Genomic DNA, 16,489 nt, shown 5'->3' with positions numbered 1-16,489 from the left:
GGATATGATGAGCAAAGTCAGTCAAGATATCATCAAGAAAATTGAGCAAGCACAGCTTAAAACTGATGTACCTGAGTTTGGTCCAGGTGACACAGTAGTTGTTAAAGTTCGCGTTACCGAAGGTGACAAAGAGCGTCTTCAGGCTTATGAAGGTGTTGTTATCGCTAAGCGTAACCGTGGTCTGCACTCGTCTTTTACCGTACGTAAAATTTCTAGCGGCGAAGGCGTTGAGCGTGTGTTCCAAACACACAGCCCGGCAGTTTCTTCAATCGAAGTTAAACGTCGCGGTGCGGTTCGTCGTGCTAAGCTTTACTATCTACGTGAGCGTTCAGGTAAATCTGCACGTATCAAAGAGAAGCTTAACTAAGATTACTAATCCTTGCGTTATTGTTAACTTCGAAAAAACCCGCTTTAAGCGGGTTTTTTTGTGCCTGTTAATCCGATCTATTCCCCCGCTAATTAAGAATAAAAGATATGAACGTCGGGAGCGCAACGGAATGACAACAGAATACTTTCACTTTCTTGGCGTGTTAGGGGTGGCATTTTTTGCCGTTTCAGGCACCCTGCTTGGGCACGAAAAAAAGATCAATGGGTTTGGTGTCGTGGTTGTGGCGGCAATGACAGCACTGGGCGGGGGCACGGTGAGAGACGTGCTTTTAGGTGAACCTATCTTTTGGATCAGTAGCCCTGATTATCTCCTTTCCACCTATTCTGCCATTATCGGTACCATTTTGTTTATCCGCTATATGCCACCGCTATCGAATTACTATTTCATCTTTGTTGATGCCGTGGGGCTCGCCATTTTTAACATCATGGGCATAGAGAAAGCCTTAATCAATGGAAGCGGTATGATTGTCGCTATTACCATGGGAATGACGACGGGTATATTCGGAGGACTCATGCGAGATGTTGTGTGCAGAGAAATTCCCTTAGTTATGCAGGGCGATGTGTATGCCTCGGCGTGTTTAGCGGGTGGGCTTACTTATGCGGCGCTATTCTCGTTAGATATTCCCTACGTTTGGTGTATTGTCGGTTCCATCTTGGTCACTGTTTTGTTGCGAGTTGGCTCTGAGCATTGGGGCTGGCGTGTTAATCTTTTTAAAAAACGCAACGCAGCGCCTAGCGAAAAAGTGCCATAAACGCGCCTCTTAAACAGTTGAAAATTTCATCTGTTATGCAGAATAGTTATTCTGCTGTTGTGTAAAATGACAATAACGTTCGCCCGTGGGAACAATAGACAATGCAAAAAAGATCGAATGAAGAATTGCACCATGTAAATGGTGAATTTTTTCGAAGTGCTCAATTGGCCAAAGCATGATTGCTTTAATTGCATCGCCTATGGGCGGTCTTACTTGGCGCTTTTTGCTATACCATCAACACTAAGTTATCAATAAAGTGACCATTTTCATTATCGATTGTGTCAATCATTGACTTGTGTAACCTTTTTTTATGCTCGCCAAATATGCTGCGTTTTTTATCGAAGGTTTTTGCGTAGTTAATTGCACCTTCCATTAAGGTTTCTTGTGAGTCGAACGCACGTTCAATCACATGATCCTGCTCCAGTTCAGTACCAGAAACCCGTCGCCCCGATAACTTCATCTCGTTGAAGCGATAGTAAGGCATAGCCTTTTTAACGAATTCGATCATGCCGGGTAAAAACGGAATAGATAAATCTACCTCAGGAAAGCAGAAAAACCCTTTATCTGCGCGCATAAAACGAAAATCGCAGGCACAAGCGAGAATGGCACCATTGCCAAAGGCATGACCGTTAATAGCAGCAATCACCGGAATAGGGTAAAGCAACAAGGTTTTAAACACCTCATCCATAGTGTGCATAAAGTCTTTAATATCGTCGAATTGCTTATGCTGCATAGCGGGCATTAACCAGTCTGTATCTATGCCCAAACTGAAGTATTTTTCATCGTCCGACGTAAGCACTAGCGCGCTACAGACCTCATTGGCGAGTATGTCTTCAAGGCGCGCTAATAAATGTTGCGCAAAGGCTGGGTTGTGACGGTTTTCACCTGCCGTCAGGGTGAGTATGGCAACGTTACCTTCAAAGGTGAGTTGGGAAAGAGCATGCATATTTTTTTCACTTCTACTATCAATGTTTGGGCGTATCTTGCAACACTTTGATAGGATTTAAAAATCAATACTATTTATTTTATTCAATTAAAAGGGGCTGGCGCTTTGGCGTATGCTTAGCGGCCTTAGGATAAATCCACGGCGGCAAAATGCTCACAAGTGATTAAAAAGTGCGCAGGCGAGTGTCTTGCATGCCTTATTTTCATGCGCTTTCGCTACGAATCTATCCTAGATTAAAGTATTATGTGCAAAAGCTTGCGCTATTAATCGTAAGTTGTTAAAAAGTCAATGACGTTAAAGAAATATAGAAGCGCCTTCTTGTACAATTAAGTTTACACTAAAGTACGCCCTCTTTTAACGTTTACATTTTTCTTGTTTTAGTAGTTAAGAGAGCCCCATGATTAAGGACACTGTAAATAATATCCACGTTAGTGCCGAAGACGTGTTGATAACCCCCGAAGCGCTTAGCGCAGAGTTACCGGTTTCGGATAAAGCGTTAGCCGCTATTTCTGAGTCGCGCAAAATTGTTTCTGACATTATTCACCGCCGTGACCACCGCATGCTTGTGGTATGCGGCCCGTGCTCAATTCACGATATTGAAGCGGCCAAAGCCTATGCGCTTAAATTGAAAGAGCTGCACGAGTCATGCAAAGACACGCTATTTATTGTTATGCGTGTTTACTTCGAAAAGCCAAGAACCACCACGGGCTGGAAAGGATTGATTAACGACCCACATATTGATGGCTCATTTGATATCGAAACCGGCTTGCGTAAAGCCCGTGAATTACTGATTTGGTTAGCTGAATTAGAACTGCCTGTTGCTACTGAAGCATTAGACCCAATTAGCCCGCAATACTTGGCTGAGTTATTCAGCTGGTCTGCGATAGGTGCACGTACCTCTGAGTCGCAAACTCACCGTGAAATGGCCAGTGGCCTTTCTATGCCTGTGGGTTTCAAAAATGGGACAGACGGTAGCTTAGACATCGCAATAAATGCACTTAAATCGGCGGCATCAGGTCACCGTTTCATGGGTATCAACAAGCAAGGTCAAGTGAGTGTGATTGCAACCAGTGGTAACCCAGATGGGCACATTATCCTGCGTGGTGGCAAACAGCCAAACTATGATTCTGTGTGCGTGTCTGAGTGCGAGTTAGAATTACAAGAAGCAGGGCTAACGGCCGGTTTAGTGGTTGATTGTAGCCATGCTAATTCATCAAAAGACTATCGTCGACAGCCGCTCGTGGCGCAAAACGTAGTGAATCAGATCTTAGAAGGTAACCAATCTATCATCGGCGTTATGTTAGAAAGCCACCTTAAGGCTGGCAACCAAAAGGCTGACGGTAAAAAGCCGGAAGAGCTGGAGTTTGGTGTTTCTATTACCGACGGTTGTATTGACTGGGAAACCACAGAAACATTAATAAGCCAAACCAGAGATAAATTAATAACTGTGTTACCCTTACGTCAAAATAAACGCACAGACGTGGCCTAATAAGGCAGCCGTGCATTTTTGATTTGAAGGATGACAGGTAATGGCAGATTTTTCGCAGCAATTGAACACGCTGCGTGAAGGAATTGACGAGCTGGATTCACAGCTCGTCGAGCTTTTAGCAAAGCGCAGTGCGCTAACAACGCAAGTCGGACAAATAAAAGCCGAAGCTGGTATGCCAGTTTATGTGCCTGAAAGAGAAAAAGCCCTCATTACGTCTCGCCGTGCGCAAGCAGAAGCACAAGGTGTATCGCCCGACCTCACCGAAGATTTACTACGCAGAATCATGCGTGAGTCATATCATACTCAAAACAATCGATATCGCTGTGTTAACCCGTCTTTAGGGCAGGTTGTTGTCATTGGTGGTGCTGGTGCTTTGGGTAAGGTATTCGTGGGTTTATTCGAACGCAGTGGCTATCAGGTTACCGTTGTGGAACAAGAAGACTGGCAATCAGGCGATGCCCAGCAAACCTTAAGTCAGGCAGCATTAGTCATTGTTGCCGTGCCTATCAATGTGACTGAGCACGTCATTGCGCAACTTACCATGCTGCCAGAGGATTGTATCCTCGCGGACATTACTAGTATCAAAGATAAGCCACTTAAGGCCATGTTAGAAGCTCACCAAGGCCCCGTGGTTGGATTACATCCTATGTTTGGCCCAGATGCACCGGGAATGATTAAGCAAGTTGTGGTGGTCTGTGATGGCCGTCAACAGCAACGCTATCGCTGGTTAATTGATCAAATGCGTATTTGGGGCGCCACTATTCATCAAAGTACGTCGCAAGAGCATGATAAAGCCATGGCCTATATTCAAGTCATGCGTCACTTTAATACCTTTGTGTATGGAGCGCATTTAAAGGGTGAAAACCCGGATCTTGAAAGCCTCACTATGTTTAGCTCTCCCATCTACCGGCTTGAATTGGCAATGGTGGGGCGATTGTTTGCACAAGCTCCCGCGCTTTACGCTGATATTATCTTTAATAATCCAGATAACTTTGCCTTGTTGCGCCGTTTTTATGACAGATTTGGCCTGGCTTTGACCTTGCTTGAACAGGGTGACAAAGACGCCTTTATTGCTCAATTTTCCGACATTGGGCAATGGTTCGGTGAGTACGCAAAAACCTGTTTAGTGGATAGCAAACAGTTGCTATTGAAAGCCGATGATGGACAGCTACTTCGCAATAAAACGTAGTGTTGTTTTAAGGCAACGACAGTCTAATAAAAAAGCGACCTATTGGTCGCTTTTTTATGCGTGAGAACGCCGTGAATTATTCCGCTAGGGCGCTGGCCGCCGCCACTTTGGTGGGACTGATTTCTTCACTTGGGTAGCACCCGAGGACTTTGATATAGCGAGTAATAGGGCGCAATGCATCTATGGCATTTTGCACAGGTCCATCTTCTACATTGCCTTCTACATCAATGTAAAACATTTCTTCCCATGGGTTGCCGGGAATTGGGCGAGATTCAAGCTTAGTCATGTTAATGCTATTGTCGCGCAGGACTAACAGGGCTTCGACTAACGCCCCGGGTTTTTGTATTGTCGACATGACCAAGGTTGTTTTAGCCGGAACTTGAAGCGGCACAACAACAGGCTGACGTGCGACAACAATAAAGCGGCTGTGGTTTTCTTTTTGATTGGCCAAGTTGCTTTTTATTGCCGTAAGCCCATAAAGGTTACCACCGGCTTCACTCCCAATTGCCGCTACGTCATCACGCTTCATTTCGCTGACAGTAAGCATGGCCGAAGAGGTGCTATCCATGGTTTTTACTTCCACATTGCCAAGCTCTGCAAGAAAGTGGCTGCACTGAGTAAATACCTGAGGGTGAGCGTACAAGGTTTTAATTTTGTCTATGCTTGTGTCAGCTCCTACCAACAGGGTATGACGAATAGGGTGGGTAAGCTCCCCAATAATGCTAAGTTGGGTATGCTGAAGCTGGTCGTAAACTTCATTAATACTCCCCGAGGTTGTATTTTCAATGGGCAATACCGCGTAATCGGCTTCTGCATTTTCTACTTTTTGAATTATTTCGCTAAAGCTTTGGCAGCCTATTTCCAATAGCTCGCCCGGGCGACGTGAAAAATACTTCTGTGTGGCTAAATAGGAATAAGAGCCTTTATCACCTAAGAATGCTACGCGATTCAATGGCAGCGTACTGCCAGGGTTAGCGCGCTCGGCCAACATGGCTTGCTGATTAAGTACAGAATCTTCAATGATGACATGGAAAATCTGGGTCACGTAGTGGGGATCTAGGCCTACATCCTTACCTTCTTTTATCAGGCGAACAAGCAGCTGTTCTTCACGCTTTTGATCGCGTACAGGAATGTGATGCTTAATTTTGGTCTCAGCAACTTCGTTAGTGAGGGTTCGACGTTCAGCCAGTAGCGTAAGAAGTTCGCTGTCTAAGGCGGTTATCCGTTCTCTTACGGCGTCTAAAGCGTTCTTTGACATAGTTTTCCACTTGTTGATAAAAGCTAAAAAAAAACCTCCCGTTGAGGGAGGTTTTTATGCATGTAGCTGCGCCTCCCTATTTAAAGAGCATAAACGCAAAAAAGAAAGCTACTGCATACATATTATTCTGTTTCATGCCTCAAACTTTATGCTTGCACGTGCGCTCTGTCAACCATTTATTACAATGGTGAAAAGAGAAATTGTACTTACCTCTTGATTCAGTGCGCATAACAAGATAGACGAGCGCGCTATCTGACCAGCGCGAAGCAGATTATTCGTTGCCTAACAGCGCTGCTAACATCTGGCGTACTTCTGTAGGCTCGAAGGGTTTGTCACATAAGGCATTAACGCCCGTCTGCTGGATGTTGGCCATGTGGGCGCTGTCCGCTGACTCCGACGTCACCATAATAATAGGAATGTGGGTGGTTTCTGGGTTAAAGCGAATAAACTCTGACAACTCTCTGCCATCCATTTCCGGCATGTTGTAGTCGGTTACCACTAAGTCGAAGGCCTCATCTTTAATAAAGGTAAGTGCCATGGCCCCGTTTTCGGCTTCCTTAATGCGCTGTAAACCCATCCCTTCTAGTACGCGACGAATATGGTTACGTGCTAGTTTACTGTCGTCTACCAGAAGCACACGTACATCATGAATATCAAACAGCTCAAGTTCTAGCTCATCGTGATTGATAAGATCTAAGCTGGCGTTAAGGGCGCGAGATAAGTGCAGAGGCTCGAAGGGCTTGGGAAGAATAGCGGCAACACCGGCTTGCTTAAACTCTTCCAATTTGCTGATTCGGTTTTCACTTGATACCAACATAAAAGGAATCGTTTTAAACTCGTCGTTTTCCTTAATAAATTTCAATAAGTCTATGGCGGTGCCATCTTCAAAGTACATGGCACTTACTATTAAATCCGCGCCATGGGCTTTCACTGCTGACATTGCCTCTGAAAGGGTACTGACGGGGTCAATTTCCTTTACTTTCTCTTTAAGCAATAAAGTAGTGATAATTTTACGTTGAGTATCCGAGGGCTCAACGAGAATAATGTGTAAATCAGAAATTGACAGCTTTTCCATTCCAGACTCTTTTTGTTATTTATTAAGGAAATTGAAGGTTTATTGTTAACCTCCAGCGATTTTAGCGCTAAAGCCTTTTGCTTGCAGCAAGCCTTTTAGTTTTTCTCGATCGTCGGTTTGTACTTCGATAACGCCGTCCTTGACAGCGCCACCACATCCGCACTTTTTCTTAAGCTCTGTACCGAGTTTTTTTAACTCGTCTGGGGCTAAGTCTAGTCCTTTAATAAGAGATACGCCTTTTCCTTTCCGACCTTTTGTCTCTCTATGAATGCGTACAATACCATCTGAAGAAACAGAACGCGTTTCTTCTTTAGGCGAGTTTTTTATTTTTCCACTTTCTGTGCTGTACACCAAAAGTGCGTCTTGCCAATCTTGCATATCACCTCCTTAAAAGTGCTCATGACCCCTTTTATAGCCAATGATGTGCTGTCTAGCGTTAGACCAATTGATAAAAACACATCGCTGGCATAGGTTTTAAACTAAGCTACTATGAATGATAGCAAATAAGCGCTTACTTTCTTATCAGAAACTCTTTTTTAGATGACCGTTATTGGAAAATTTGCGCACCAACCGCACTTGCGAATAATGGAGGCATTATGGATGTGAATACTCGCGTCAGTGGCGACAATCAAACCCTCATAGTGGATATAGGGGAAAAGTTCGATTTCAGTAAAGTCGAGGCGTTTCGTGCAGCATATAAAGACTTGCCTAGCGGTATTAACCATATCTCGGTAGATTTAGCGAAAACAGAATACATGGATAGCTCTGCCCTCGGAATGCTGTTAAATATGCAAAAGGCGCTGACAGGGAAAGATCTCACCTACAGCATTGTAAACGCTAGACCACCTGTTGCGCGTATTTTGCAAATTTCCCGATTTGATAAAAAGTTTACGCTACGATAATGGGCGACAGTTTATTAATGCCGCGAATTTTAATTGACGTAATAGCATGAAAATACTGATTGTTGATGATGAGCAAATTAATCGTACACTGTTATTGTGCATGTTGCGTGAGGCCGGATTTACCGATTGCATTGAAGCTGAAAGCGGAGAGGCCGCGCTAGATATCATCGTCCAACAACCTCCCGACTTAGTCTTGTTGGATGTCATTATGCCGGGCTTAACCGGGTTTGAGGTGGCGCCAAAAATAAGAGAGCATGTTAAAAACCGCTATCTTCCAATATTATTCATTACAGCATTAGACGATAAAGAAAGCTTAGTCAGATGCCTCGAAGTTGGCGGCAACGACTTTGCCACCAAGCCGTTTGACAAACATATTCTAACCGCGAAAATTAAAGCCCATGAGAAAATTTGGGCGTTAAGCGCTCGAATAGAAGAGCAAAACAAAGCGTTACGTTTCTACCAACAAAGGGTGGCTCGCGAACATGCCATTGTTGAGCACATCTTCAGCCACGCCATTGTTAATGAAGACGAGATCCTCACCTATTTTGATCATCACCTAGCGCCTGCTGAAACCTTTAATGGTGATGTGTTTATTTGTAAGCCCAGCCCAAGTGGCGGACTCTATTTTCTCGTGGGAGATTTTACCGGCCATGGCCTTGCCTCTGCCATTGGCGCACTCCCCGTCACCCGCGCCTTTCAGGAAATGACCGCGAAAGGTCTCGCGGTGAGTGAACTCGCGTTAGAATTAAACAATGTGCTTTTACGCTTTTTACCTGCCGATATGTTTATGGCGGCAGTGATTGGTGAAATTGGTGCAGACGGCAAGCGCCTTACGTTGTGGCAGGGAGGGATGCCAGAAATGTTGTTGGTCTCCGAAAATGGAGACGTCCGCCGTTTAAACGCCAAGCATATGGCATTGGGTATTCTTGAAAGCCAAGAATTCAATAGTGATAGCGACACGTTAACCATGCGCCATGGCGACCAACTCGTTTGCTATACCGATGGTTTGATGGAAGTCACCAACGATAAAAAAGAAATGTTAGGAGAAGAGGGGATTCGGCAGTGGTGCCTTAATAGCGCGGTGGTCACTGCCAATGGGCTTTATCAACATGCGAAATCCTACAATAATCATCATGTTTTCGATGACGATGTTACTGTTGTGGTGTTTAAAAGCCAGCCGTTGGCGTTACACAAATGCGCCCCTGTTGAATTAGATATTCCGGCCTCTATTGATATAGCGTTGACACATCAGCATTTAAAGCTGGAAGGAGTATTACAGCGGGTGTTGCAAGTCGCATCTCAATGCAGTGGAATCCAGTTGGTGCGTTCAACCTTATTTACGGTTATTTCTGAAATGTTTAGCAATGCGTTGGAACATGGCATTCTAAAAATGGATTCATCAATTAAACATTCAACAGAAGGGTTTGCTCACTACTATGCTGAGCGGGAGTTACGTTTAGCTGCGCTTGAGCATGGTTTTATTAATATTAACATCACAGCATTACCTACAGACAACCTCATTAAAGTGTCGGTTAAAGACAGCGGTGAAGGCTTTGAATACCAGGCTTCTCCTCAACCCAGTGAAGAAGCGACGTTTGGACGTGGGTTAGCGCTGATAAAAAGCTTATGTCATGACATTCTCTTTGAAGAAGGTGGCAGCAAAATAATCTGTTTACTAAAGACAAACGTTACTAACTGAACGATGTATCTCTACTTTTGAGCGCATACGCGGCGTATTTATTCAAAGTTGTGATATGTAGTGAAAACGAATTGAGTAAAGTTAGGAGTAAACCGTTATGTTGCGTTCGTTACTGCAATTATTTGAGTCTCATGCGTCCACACAAGAACCTGAGCTTACCGTGGAACTTGCTACCGCTTCACTATTAAGTGAGATTATACGCGCAGATACAAACATCGAAGAGGCTGAGTTAGAAGCTTATAAGAAACAGCTTTATAGGCAATTTTCCCTTTCCCAAGAAGCCCTGGCGACCTTAGCGAAAGAAGGGCAGGCTTCTGCTGAGGAAGCGGTAGACCTGGTGCAATTTACCCAAGTCATTAATACGCATTGCGACAATCAGCAAAAACACACCATATTAAAAAGTTTGTGGGAAGTCGCCTATGCAGACAACGCGATTGCGCCTATTGAAGAACATACTATTCGTCGCATTGCAGATTTGCTTCACATACCCCATAGTCAATTTATTAAAACCAAATTGGCGGTTACCGATGGTGAAGTGTAAGTATAAATACGAATAACCCGACTCCCTCCTTATTGGGTTGACGAATATCAACCCAAACTTGCGATGAAACGGCTAAACATTCACCTTTTAATTTAAAATATGCTATAAACGTCGGCTTTATTTTACTTGTCAATTAGTCAATAGTTGGTATTTTTTAAGTTGCAGTAGCTTTTCTGACCCAAAACACGTTAAACGGGCAGAAAGATGAGGACGTTTAAGTGTTTAAGTCTATCAAAGGGCCTGTGGGTATTATCATCACAGTGTCGTTGTCTTTAATGGCGTTATTAGTTCTGTGGTTGGCAGTCAGCGAGCACAAAATCACCTATGTGGCGTCAGCGAAAGAGCATGCCAGCACTTATAGTGAAGCGGTGGCGACGATGATTCAGCCCCATATGACAGATGTAAACCTGCCTGAAGAATTTACCCAAACAATTGTTTCACTGTTCAGCACCAATGACCATTTTATTGGGGCCCGTATTTATAACAGCGACGCTACACTCATAAAAGAACAAGCTGGGCGAGTAGGCCAACGGCTTATCGAGCCATTCTTTCAACAGGCTGACGTTCAGGCCTTACCAGAGGGCAGTTCGTACGATCAGCATGCAATTGCGGTAAGGCATACGATTGGGAAAGACATATACCCCGATGGGTATCTGGTTTTATTTTTTGATACCAAATCGTCGGTGTCTAGCGGTATTTCCTCATTACTTTGGCAAATCTTTCCGCTTGTTTTTGCATTTTGGTTGTTTTGCGTACTTTGCAGTTTGTATTGGATACACCGTTTATTAAAGCCGCTGACGAATTTAACGTCGTTTACGCACTCGGTCATCGAAACAAAAGACTATGCGCTTAGAAACCACCTAGTGGACAACAACGAAGTGGGAGCCCTTGGCGACAGCATTAACCGCTTGCTTGAAATGATTGAAGTAGAGCTACTTATTAATCATGAACAAAAACAAATATTAATTGAACAGCAAGACGAAATGTCTCGATTAGCGAATTATGACAGTTTAACCGGCTTACCCAATCGCCAGTTTGTACTTGATAACCTTAAACTAGAGTTAGCCAGAGCAAAGCGTAACAATGATGATTTAGCCTTGCTGTTTTTTGATTTAGATGGCTTTAAAGGCATTAACGATTCATTAGGTCATGAAACCGGCGATTTAATTCTTATTGAAGTGGCAGATAGGGTGAGCGACCTGGTTCGCGAAGGGGATCTTGTGGCGCGTTTAGGCGGCGATGAGTTTCTTATTTTACCTGACCGCGATGTGAGAGATGCCAGTATTGAAAGTTTAGCCTCTCGTCTTATTGCTGCATTTGAACAACCTTTCAACCTAAGAGGCTTGTCGCTGACGGTGGGGGTTAGTGTTGGTATCGCCAAAGCAGCAGATGCGCACTACAACTTAAGTGAGTTAATGAGTAATGCTGACCTAGCAATGTACCGTTCAAAGGCAAAAGGGCGGGGCAGTTTTACCGTATTTACCCTGGATATGGTGGCTTCCCATAAGCGGAAGTTACATTTAGCAAACGCCATTGAGCAAAGCCTAAGCCAAAACGAGTTTGAGGTGTACTACCAAGTTAAGGTTAATAAGCACGCTGAGATAGTGGGCTTAGAAGCCTTGCTACGTTGGGAACACCCAGAATTCGGTATGGTAATGCCGAGTGAATTTATTCCAATTGCTGAACAAGGCGGAAAGATAAGTGCCATAACGCAATGGGTAATAGAGCGTGTTAGTGAAGATTTACCCCGTTTACGGCAGTGGCTAAATAAGCGGTTTCGGGTGTCCATTAATTTATCAGGGCATGATTTACGCAATAGCCATCTATTCGATAATATTTATACGGTGTTCCAATCGTATCAGGTGAATCCCGAATACGTAGAATTTGAAGTGACAGAGTCGGCCTATCTAGAAAACTTTGCGTTATCCAATAAGTTTTTTAAACGGATGAGTAATATGGGCTGTGCGATTGCGTTGGACGACTTTGGAACCGGCTATTCGTCGTTAAGTTATCTTACGCAAATAAGTATAGATACATTAAAAATAGACAAGCAATTTATCCGGGAATTGGAAACCTCTGAGCGCAGCCAACTGGTGACGGGGGCAATTATAGATTTAGCTAAACGGCTATCTTTGAGTGTATGTGCAGAGGGCATTGAAGGTCCGTTCCAGTGGCAATATCTCACCGAACACGGGTGTGATCAAATTCAAGGTTATATGTTCAGTAAACCTGTCCCCCTTTCTACTTTACTTGAAATGCCCGCCGCATTTGATGTTGCCGCTTTGGTGAATAAACAATAGTGTTTGTTTTTCACGCTCTCCCGATTTACACAACTATGGGTAAAAGTGTTACCAATAAGAGACATTGTGTTAAGCGTTAAACGGAAAGGTAGGCTTTAAGTTGTTATTATTTATGGTTTATTTTGCATTGGCTCGAAATTAGCTATGCTAATAATGAGTGACGCGCCAGGGGTTGAGTAAAAAGAAGAGCGCAATAAGGGATTTATAGATATGCAGCAATGCGGAGGATTCATGATGAAACGGCGAGAGAAAGTATTTTTATTGTTACTTACCATAGCAGCCCTTCAAGGGATTATGGTGGCAGAGGCAAACGCCACCGCCGCACAACGGTTAATGCAGCAATTAGACGTTAATAAAGACGGTGTCATATCACTGAAAGAAGCGGTACGCCATACTGAGCTTTTGCGTAACTTCGGATTAATTGACGACAACGAAGATGGCAAATTAACGGAAACTGAGTTGGCAAAAAGTAAACTCACCCCAGGCAGTACCGCTCCTAACAAAGCGGGGGATTAGTCCCGTAGGGCAGATGACCTTCCCGACACATTTTATCGGTAAGGTAATAATTTAGAAAGGATAAGGTTCTGATCGACAAATTCTCGTTTGGCGAACGTCTGGTTCAATTCGGTTCGCTACGCCAACTTACGTTAGGCAGCTTTGTACTGGCACTTATTCCACTCATTGCATTGCTTTGGCAAAGTCAAAGTGATCTAGCGAAAGTGGGGAAAATGACCACGTTAGAAACCCGTTATGTGGTAGACGTGGTCGGCGATATGCAGCGTTTGGATGGTGCGGTGACGGCACTAGAGCGTAGTATTCGTCAATTTACGGTGATTAGAAATGAAAAAGTCGCTGCGCTGTCTGATAACGCCCTCGACCAATTTGCAGTGGCGGCTGATAATTTATGCCAAGCACTGTCGGTTCCAGCCACTTGTGACCCGCTCTTCGAACAATTGTCTCAGCTGTCAGACTATCGAAATATAGAAGATCAACTCTTACTAAATGCCTATTTAGCGTCGGTGTCCAGTAGCGTTACTGCGCTACGAGGGGAAGTTGAAAATGCCATTGCAAACCGCGTTAAAGTTCAGCAAGACGATTTAAACGCCATGCAAGCGAAGCAAGCGTGGTCAACAGCCATGCTGGTGAGTGTGTCTTTGCTGCTAATTTTGCTTGGCAGCCAACTTATTGTTAATCCAGTCAATAAATTAAAGCAAATTATTCGTATTGTGGCTCACCAAAAAGGGGACTTGCCCCCATTATCGCGCCACGCCCCCAGAGAGCTGATTGACGTTGAAAAAGATCTTCACTGGTTGCACGACAGGCTTCAGCAGCTAGAACACATCAGAACCGCATTACTGCGCCATGCAGCCCATGAGCTGAAGACGCCACTGGCCAGTATTAAAGAGGGGTGTAGTTTATTGTCTGAAAATGTGGTGGGTGAATTAAATAATGCTCAGCAGGAAGTGCTTTCATTACTTACCGGCAGTACGCAACGCCTGAATACCTTGGTGGAAAAGCTATTAGACTACAACTTACTATTGCAACAAGCGCAACCCAAACACGTGCAAACGCAACCTAAAAAGCTGGTGGATGCCTGTTTGGAAGACTATGCACTGGCATTGCAAGAACGTGAAGTCATCGTGAATGTTGATGTAGATAGCGCATGGATTGATGAAGAATTATTTCGCCGAATTCTTGATAATTTGGTGTCCAATGCTGTGGCACATGGTGCATTGGGTAGACCCATCAACGTACATATTTATCAAGCGGGCAAGTTCACTGTATTAGACGTTGCCAACCGAGGCAAAAAAATTCCTCAGTCCTCGGTGGCTACCCTCTTTGAGCCTTTCACACGAGGTGCGGAGCCTAGAAACGACAATGTTATTGGAACAGGACTAGGGTTGTCGATAGTTGCCGATTGTGCGCGCTTAATGCACGGCGATGTTAAGGTAGTTGATGTAGACTATGCCGATGTATGCTTTAGAGTGACAATTCCGCAACAGGAAAAATAAAATGAGAATAATAGTATTGATGCTGGCGATTGCGTTGACGTCAGCGTGTAGTGTCCTGTCAGAATCTAAAACGGCTGAGGTGACGCCGCAAGAAACACCCCCGACTCAGCCGCAAGTTGTTGAGCACAACGTTTGCTGGTTTACCCATGCGCCAGAAGGTTTCCCTGCGAATTGCGATGTCAGGTTTTGGGTGAATTTGTGGTTAGATGCTGACAGTACGCCGTGGAGTGAACGAAAAGAAGCCATCGCCCAATTAGGGAAAACCGAGGAAGACAAACTGCGTCAGTTTTTTCTCACCTTACCGACAGATACACCGTATCAGGATAAACTGCGTGCCCAGCTAGCGTTAGACGATATTACCGATCAATTTACTGAGCTGTCTAAAACCTTACTGTTAACCATTGCTGTTAAACCGAATAAACAGCAGATGGAACTAGAATCGGCCATGAGCGTATTGAGTAAAGAAAATGCGCACAATGCGCTGGCATTAAAATCATTACAAAAAGAACTAGACGCACAGCAGCGTAAATTAGAAGAATTATTACAAATAGAAGCAACATTGATGGACAAGAGCAGGAGTAATCAACAGTGAATGAGCCCAATGTCGACAAGCCACAGCTACTGCTAGTAGATGATGATAAAAGCCTTTTGCGTCTATTAACCATTCGCCTTGAAGGAGAAGGTTATCAAGTGACCGCTGTTGAAGACGGGCAAAGTGCACTTAAAAAATTACAAAACGACAGTTATGACGTGGTACTCAGCGACCTTCGTATGCCTGGGTTAGACGGCCTTAGTTTATTTGAAGAAATCATGGGCATCAGAAAAGATATACCGGTTATTTTGATGACAGCCCACGGCACCATTGCCGATGCTGTTTCTGCCACGCAGCGCGGTGTGTTTGGCTTTCTACCTAAACCGGTTGATCATGACGAACTGCGTACGCTTTTGCAAAAAGCGTTGAGTCAGTCACAAGCGGCTCAGCCTGGGGATTGGGCGAAAGATATCATCACTCGCTCGCCAGATATGCTGAATGTACTTGACCAAGCCTATCGTATTGCACAGCGAGAAGTGTCTGTACTGATAAGCGGTGCTAGCGGCACAGGTAAAGAATTATTAGCCAATGCGATACACAAAGCGAGCAACCGAAACAATAAACCCTTTGTGGCCATTAACTGTGGCGCACTGCCGGAAAACTTGCTGGAATCTGAATTATTTGGTCATGCCAAAGGGGCATTTACCGGGGCGGTATCAGCCCATCCTGGTTTGTTCCGAGAGGCCGATGGGGGCACCTTATTTTTAGACGAAATTGGTGATATGCCAATGACGTTACAAGTGAAGCTATTGCGGGCCTTACAAGAACGTCAAATCCGGCCAGTTGGCAGTAGTAAACATGTCGATATTGACGTGCGTATTATCTCGGCCACGCACAAAGATTTACATAAAGAGATGGAAGAAGGTACTTTTCGGGAAGATTTATATTACCGACTAAACGTGGTGAATTTAAAGCTGCCTTCTCTTAAAGCGCGCAGTGAAGACATACCTCTGCTTGCACGTTCACTGCTTCAACAAAGTGCTCAGCGTCATGGGGTTAATGTCAGCCAATTCTCCGATGATGCGATGCAGCAGTTAGTCACATCGTCTTGGCCTGGGAACGTGCGTCAGCTGGTGAATGTGGTTGAACAATGTGTGGCGCTTACGCAAACGCCGGTTATTCCACTACATTTGGTTGAGCAGGCGTTATCTGCCACCAAGCAAAGTTGGCCTACACTGACTGAAGCCCGAGACGCGTTTGAGCAACAGTATTTATTCAAGTTACTTAAAATGACTGATGGCAACGTGACACGTGCCGCTGAGTTAGCCGGTAGAAATAGAACTGACATGCACAAGCTGATGAAGAAACACGAACTCGATGCGGCGGATTTTCGCTAACGGCTATCCA

At 44.5% G+C, this 16,489-nt stretch carries 16 protein-coding genes; 12 read left to right on the top strand and 4 right to left on the bottom strand.

Going from position 1 to position 16,489, the window contains the following annotated elements; genetic code table 11:
- Window positions 1–7 precede the first annotated feature (7 nt).
- Complete coding sequence (gene rplS / locus IUA53_RS12865; protein ID WP_044058798.1) at window positions 8–367, top strand: 50S ribosomal protein L19; 360 nt, start codon at window positions 8–10, stop codon at window positions 365–367.
- Window positions 368–497: 130 nt separating this feature from the next.
- Complete coding sequence (locus IUA53_RS12860; protein WP_196897219.1) at window positions 498–1,139, top strand: trimeric intracellular cation channel family protein; 642 nt, start codon at window positions 498–500, stop codon at window positions 1,137–1,139.
- 226 nt (window positions 1,140–1,365) lie between these two features.
- On the opposite strand, the gene IUA53_RS12855 is transcribed toward IUA53_RS12860, so the two are convergent.
- The gene (locus IUA53_RS12855) at window positions 1,366–2,085 is read right to left on the bottom strand and encodes an enoyl-CoA hydratase/isomerase family protein (RefSeq protein ID WP_196897218.1); all 720 of its coding nucleotides are present in this window, start codon (window positions 2,083–2,085) and stop codon (window positions 1,366–1,368) included.
- A gap of 397 nt (window positions 2,086–2,482) precedes the next feature.
- Here IUA53_RS12855 and IUA53_RS12850 point away from each other — a divergent pair, with 397 nt between their 5' ends.
- Together IUA53_RS12850 and tyrA are read left to right on the top strand one after the other, a co-directional pair.
- Entirely contained in the window at window positions 2,483–3,574 is a 1,092-nt protein-coding gene (locus IUA53_RS12850) for a 3-deoxy-7-phosphoheptulonate synthase (protein ID WP_044056582.1), read from the top strand.
- A gap of 40 nt (window positions 3,575–3,614) precedes the next feature.
- Window positions 3,615–4,763, top strand: a complete 1,149-nt coding sequence (gene tyrA / locus IUA53_RS12845; RefSeq protein WP_044056583.1) for a bifunctional chorismate mutase/prephenate dehydrogenase — start codon at window positions 3,615–3,617, stop codon at window positions 4,761–4,763.
- Between the two features lie 76 nt (window positions 4,764–4,839).
- On the opposite strand, the gene pheA is transcribed toward tyrA, so the two are convergent.
- From pheA to yciH, 3 genes are all read right to left on the bottom strand, one after another.
- The gene (gene pheA, locus IUA53_RS12840; RefSeq protein ID WP_044056584.1) at window positions 4,840–6,021 is read right to left on the bottom strand and encodes a prephenate dehydratase; all 1,182 of its coding nucleotides are present in this window, start codon (window positions 6,019–6,021) and stop codon (window positions 4,840–4,842) included.
- Between the two features lie 271 nt (window positions 6,022–6,292).
- Window positions 6,293–7,096, bottom strand: coding sequence for a response regulator (locus IUA53_RS12835; RefSeq protein WP_044056585.1), 804 nt, complete (start codon window positions 7,094–7,096; stop codon window positions 6,293–6,295).
- A 45-nt stretch (window positions 7,097–7,141) separates the two neighbouring features.
- Window positions 7,142–7,474, bottom strand: coding sequence for a stress response translation initiation inhibitor YciH (gene yciH, locus IUA53_RS12830; protein ID WP_044056586.1), 333 nt, complete (start codon window positions 7,472–7,474; stop codon window positions 7,142–7,144).
- Between the two features lie 218 nt (window positions 7,475–7,692).
- Between yciH and IUA53_RS12825 the strand changes: the two genes are divergently transcribed.
- The 8 genes from IUA53_RS12825 to IUA53_RS12790 all read left to right on the top strand — a co-directional run bounded on the left by IUA53_RS12825 (window position 7,693) and on the right by IUA53_RS12790 (window position 16,479).
- Window positions 7,693–7,998 carry an STAS domain-containing protein gene (locus tag IUA53_RS12825; RefSeq protein WP_044056587.1) on the top strand — a complete coding sequence of 102 codons (306 nt, stop codon included), beginning with the start codon at window positions 7,693–7,695 and terminating at the stop codon, window positions 7,996–7,998.
- 46 nt (window positions 7,999–8,044) lie between these two features.
- Window positions 8,045–9,697 (top strand): ATP-binding SpoIIE family protein phosphatase, encoded by a 1,653-nt coding sequence (locus IUA53_RS12820; protein WP_196897217.1) that lies wholly within the window; start codon window positions 8,045–8,047, stop codon window positions 9,695–9,697.
- A 97-nt stretch (window positions 9,698–9,794) separates the two neighbouring features.
- Window positions 9,795–10,238, top strand: coding sequence for a tellurite resistance TerB family protein (locus tag IUA53_RS12815; protein WP_044056590.1), 444 nt, complete (start codon window positions 9,795–9,797; stop codon window positions 10,236–10,238).
- Window positions 10,239–10,456: 218 nt separating this feature from the next.
- Entirely contained in the window at window positions 10,457–12,538 is a 2,082-nt protein-coding gene (locus IUA53_RS12810) for a putative bifunctional diguanylate cyclase/phosphodiesterase (RefSeq protein WP_196897216.1), read from the top strand.
- A 231-nt stretch (window positions 12,539–12,769) separates the two neighbouring features.
- Window positions 12,770–13,054, top strand: coding sequence for an EF-hand domain-containing protein (locus tag IUA53_RS12805; RefSeq protein WP_231401149.1), 285 nt, complete (start codon window positions 12,770–12,772; stop codon window positions 13,052–13,054).
- Between the two features lie 98 nt (window positions 13,055–13,152).
- Window positions 13,153–14,550 carry a sensor histidine kinase gene (locus tag IUA53_RS12800; RefSeq protein ID WP_044056593.1) on the top strand — a complete coding sequence of 466 codons (1,398 nt, stop codon included), beginning with the start codon at window positions 13,153–13,155 and terminating at the stop codon, window positions 14,548–14,550.
- Window position 14,551: 1 nt separating this feature from the next.
- Window positions 14,552–15,142: a hypothetical protein gene (locus IUA53_RS12795; RefSeq protein ID WP_196897215.1), complete on the top strand. Its 591-nt coding sequence runs from the start codon at window positions 14,552–14,554 to the stop codon at window positions 15,140–15,142.
- Window positions 15,139–16,479 (top strand): sigma 54-interacting transcriptional regulator, encoded by a 1,341-nt coding sequence (locus IUA53_RS12790; protein ID WP_044446703.1) that lies wholly within the window; start codon window positions 15,139–15,141, stop codon window positions 16,477–16,479. The genes IUA53_RS12795 and IUA53_RS12790 overlap by 4 nt, the downstream gene beginning before the upstream one ends.
- Window positions 16,480–16,489 lie beyond the last annotated feature (10 nt).

Source organism: Alteromonas sp. B31-7 (assembly GCF_015767655.1).
GTDB classification, from domain to species: Bacteria; Pseudomonadota; Gammaproteobacteria; order Enterobacterales; family Alteromonadaceae; genus Alteromonas; species Alteromonas australica.
This window is presented reverse-complemented; position numbering and strand designations above follow the sequence as displayed.

Bases quoted from the DNA above. Each gene is read 5' to 3' on its own strand.
- rplS (WP_044058798.1), top strand. From the start codon at position 8: ATGAGCAAAGTCAGTCAAGATATCATCAAGAAAATTGAGCAAGCACAG.
- IUA53_RS12860 (WP_196897219.1), top strand. From the start codon at position 498: ATGACAACAGAATACTTTCACTTTCTTGGCGTGTTAGGGGTGGCATTT.
- IUA53_RS12855 (WP_196897218.1), bottom strand. From the start codon at position 2,085: ATGCATGCTCTTTCCCAACTCACCTTTGAAGGTAACGTTGCCATACTC.
- IUA53_RS12850 (WP_044056582.1), top strand. From the start codon at position 2,483: ATGATTAAGGACACTGTAAATAATATCCACGTTAGTGCCGAAGACGTG.
- tyrA (WP_044056583.1), top strand. From the start codon at position 3,615: ATGGCAGATTTTTCGCAGCAATTGAACACGCTGCGTGAAGGAATTGAC.
- pheA (WP_044056584.1), bottom strand. From the start codon at position 6,021: ATGTCAAAGAACGCTTTAGACGCCGTAAGAGAACGGATAACCGCCTTA.
- IUA53_RS12835 (WP_044056585.1), bottom strand. From the start codon at position 7,096: ATGGAAAAGCTGTCAATTTCTGATTTACACATTATTCTCGTTGAGCCC.
- yciH (WP_044056586.1), bottom strand. From the start codon at position 7,474: ATGCAAGATTGGCAAGACGCACTTTTGGTGTACAGCACAGAAAGTGGA.
- IUA53_RS12825 (WP_044056587.1), top strand. From the start codon at position 7,693: ATGGATGTGAATACTCGCGTCAGTGGCGACAATCAAACCCTCATAGTG.
- IUA53_RS12820 (WP_196897217.1), top strand. From the start codon at position 8,045: ATGAAAATACTGATTGTTGATGATGAGCAAATTAATCGTACACTGTTA.
- IUA53_RS12815 (WP_044056590.1), top strand. From the start codon at position 9,795: ATGTTGCGTTCGTTACTGCAATTATTTGAGTCTCATGCGTCCACACAA.
- IUA53_RS12805 (WP_231401149.1), top strand. From the start codon at position 12,770: ATGATGAAACGGCGAGAGAAAGTATTTTTATTGTTACTTACCATAGCA.
- IUA53_RS12795 (WP_196897215.1), top strand. From the start codon at position 14,552: ATGAGAATAATAGTATTGATGCTGGCGATTGCGTTGACGTCAGCGTGT.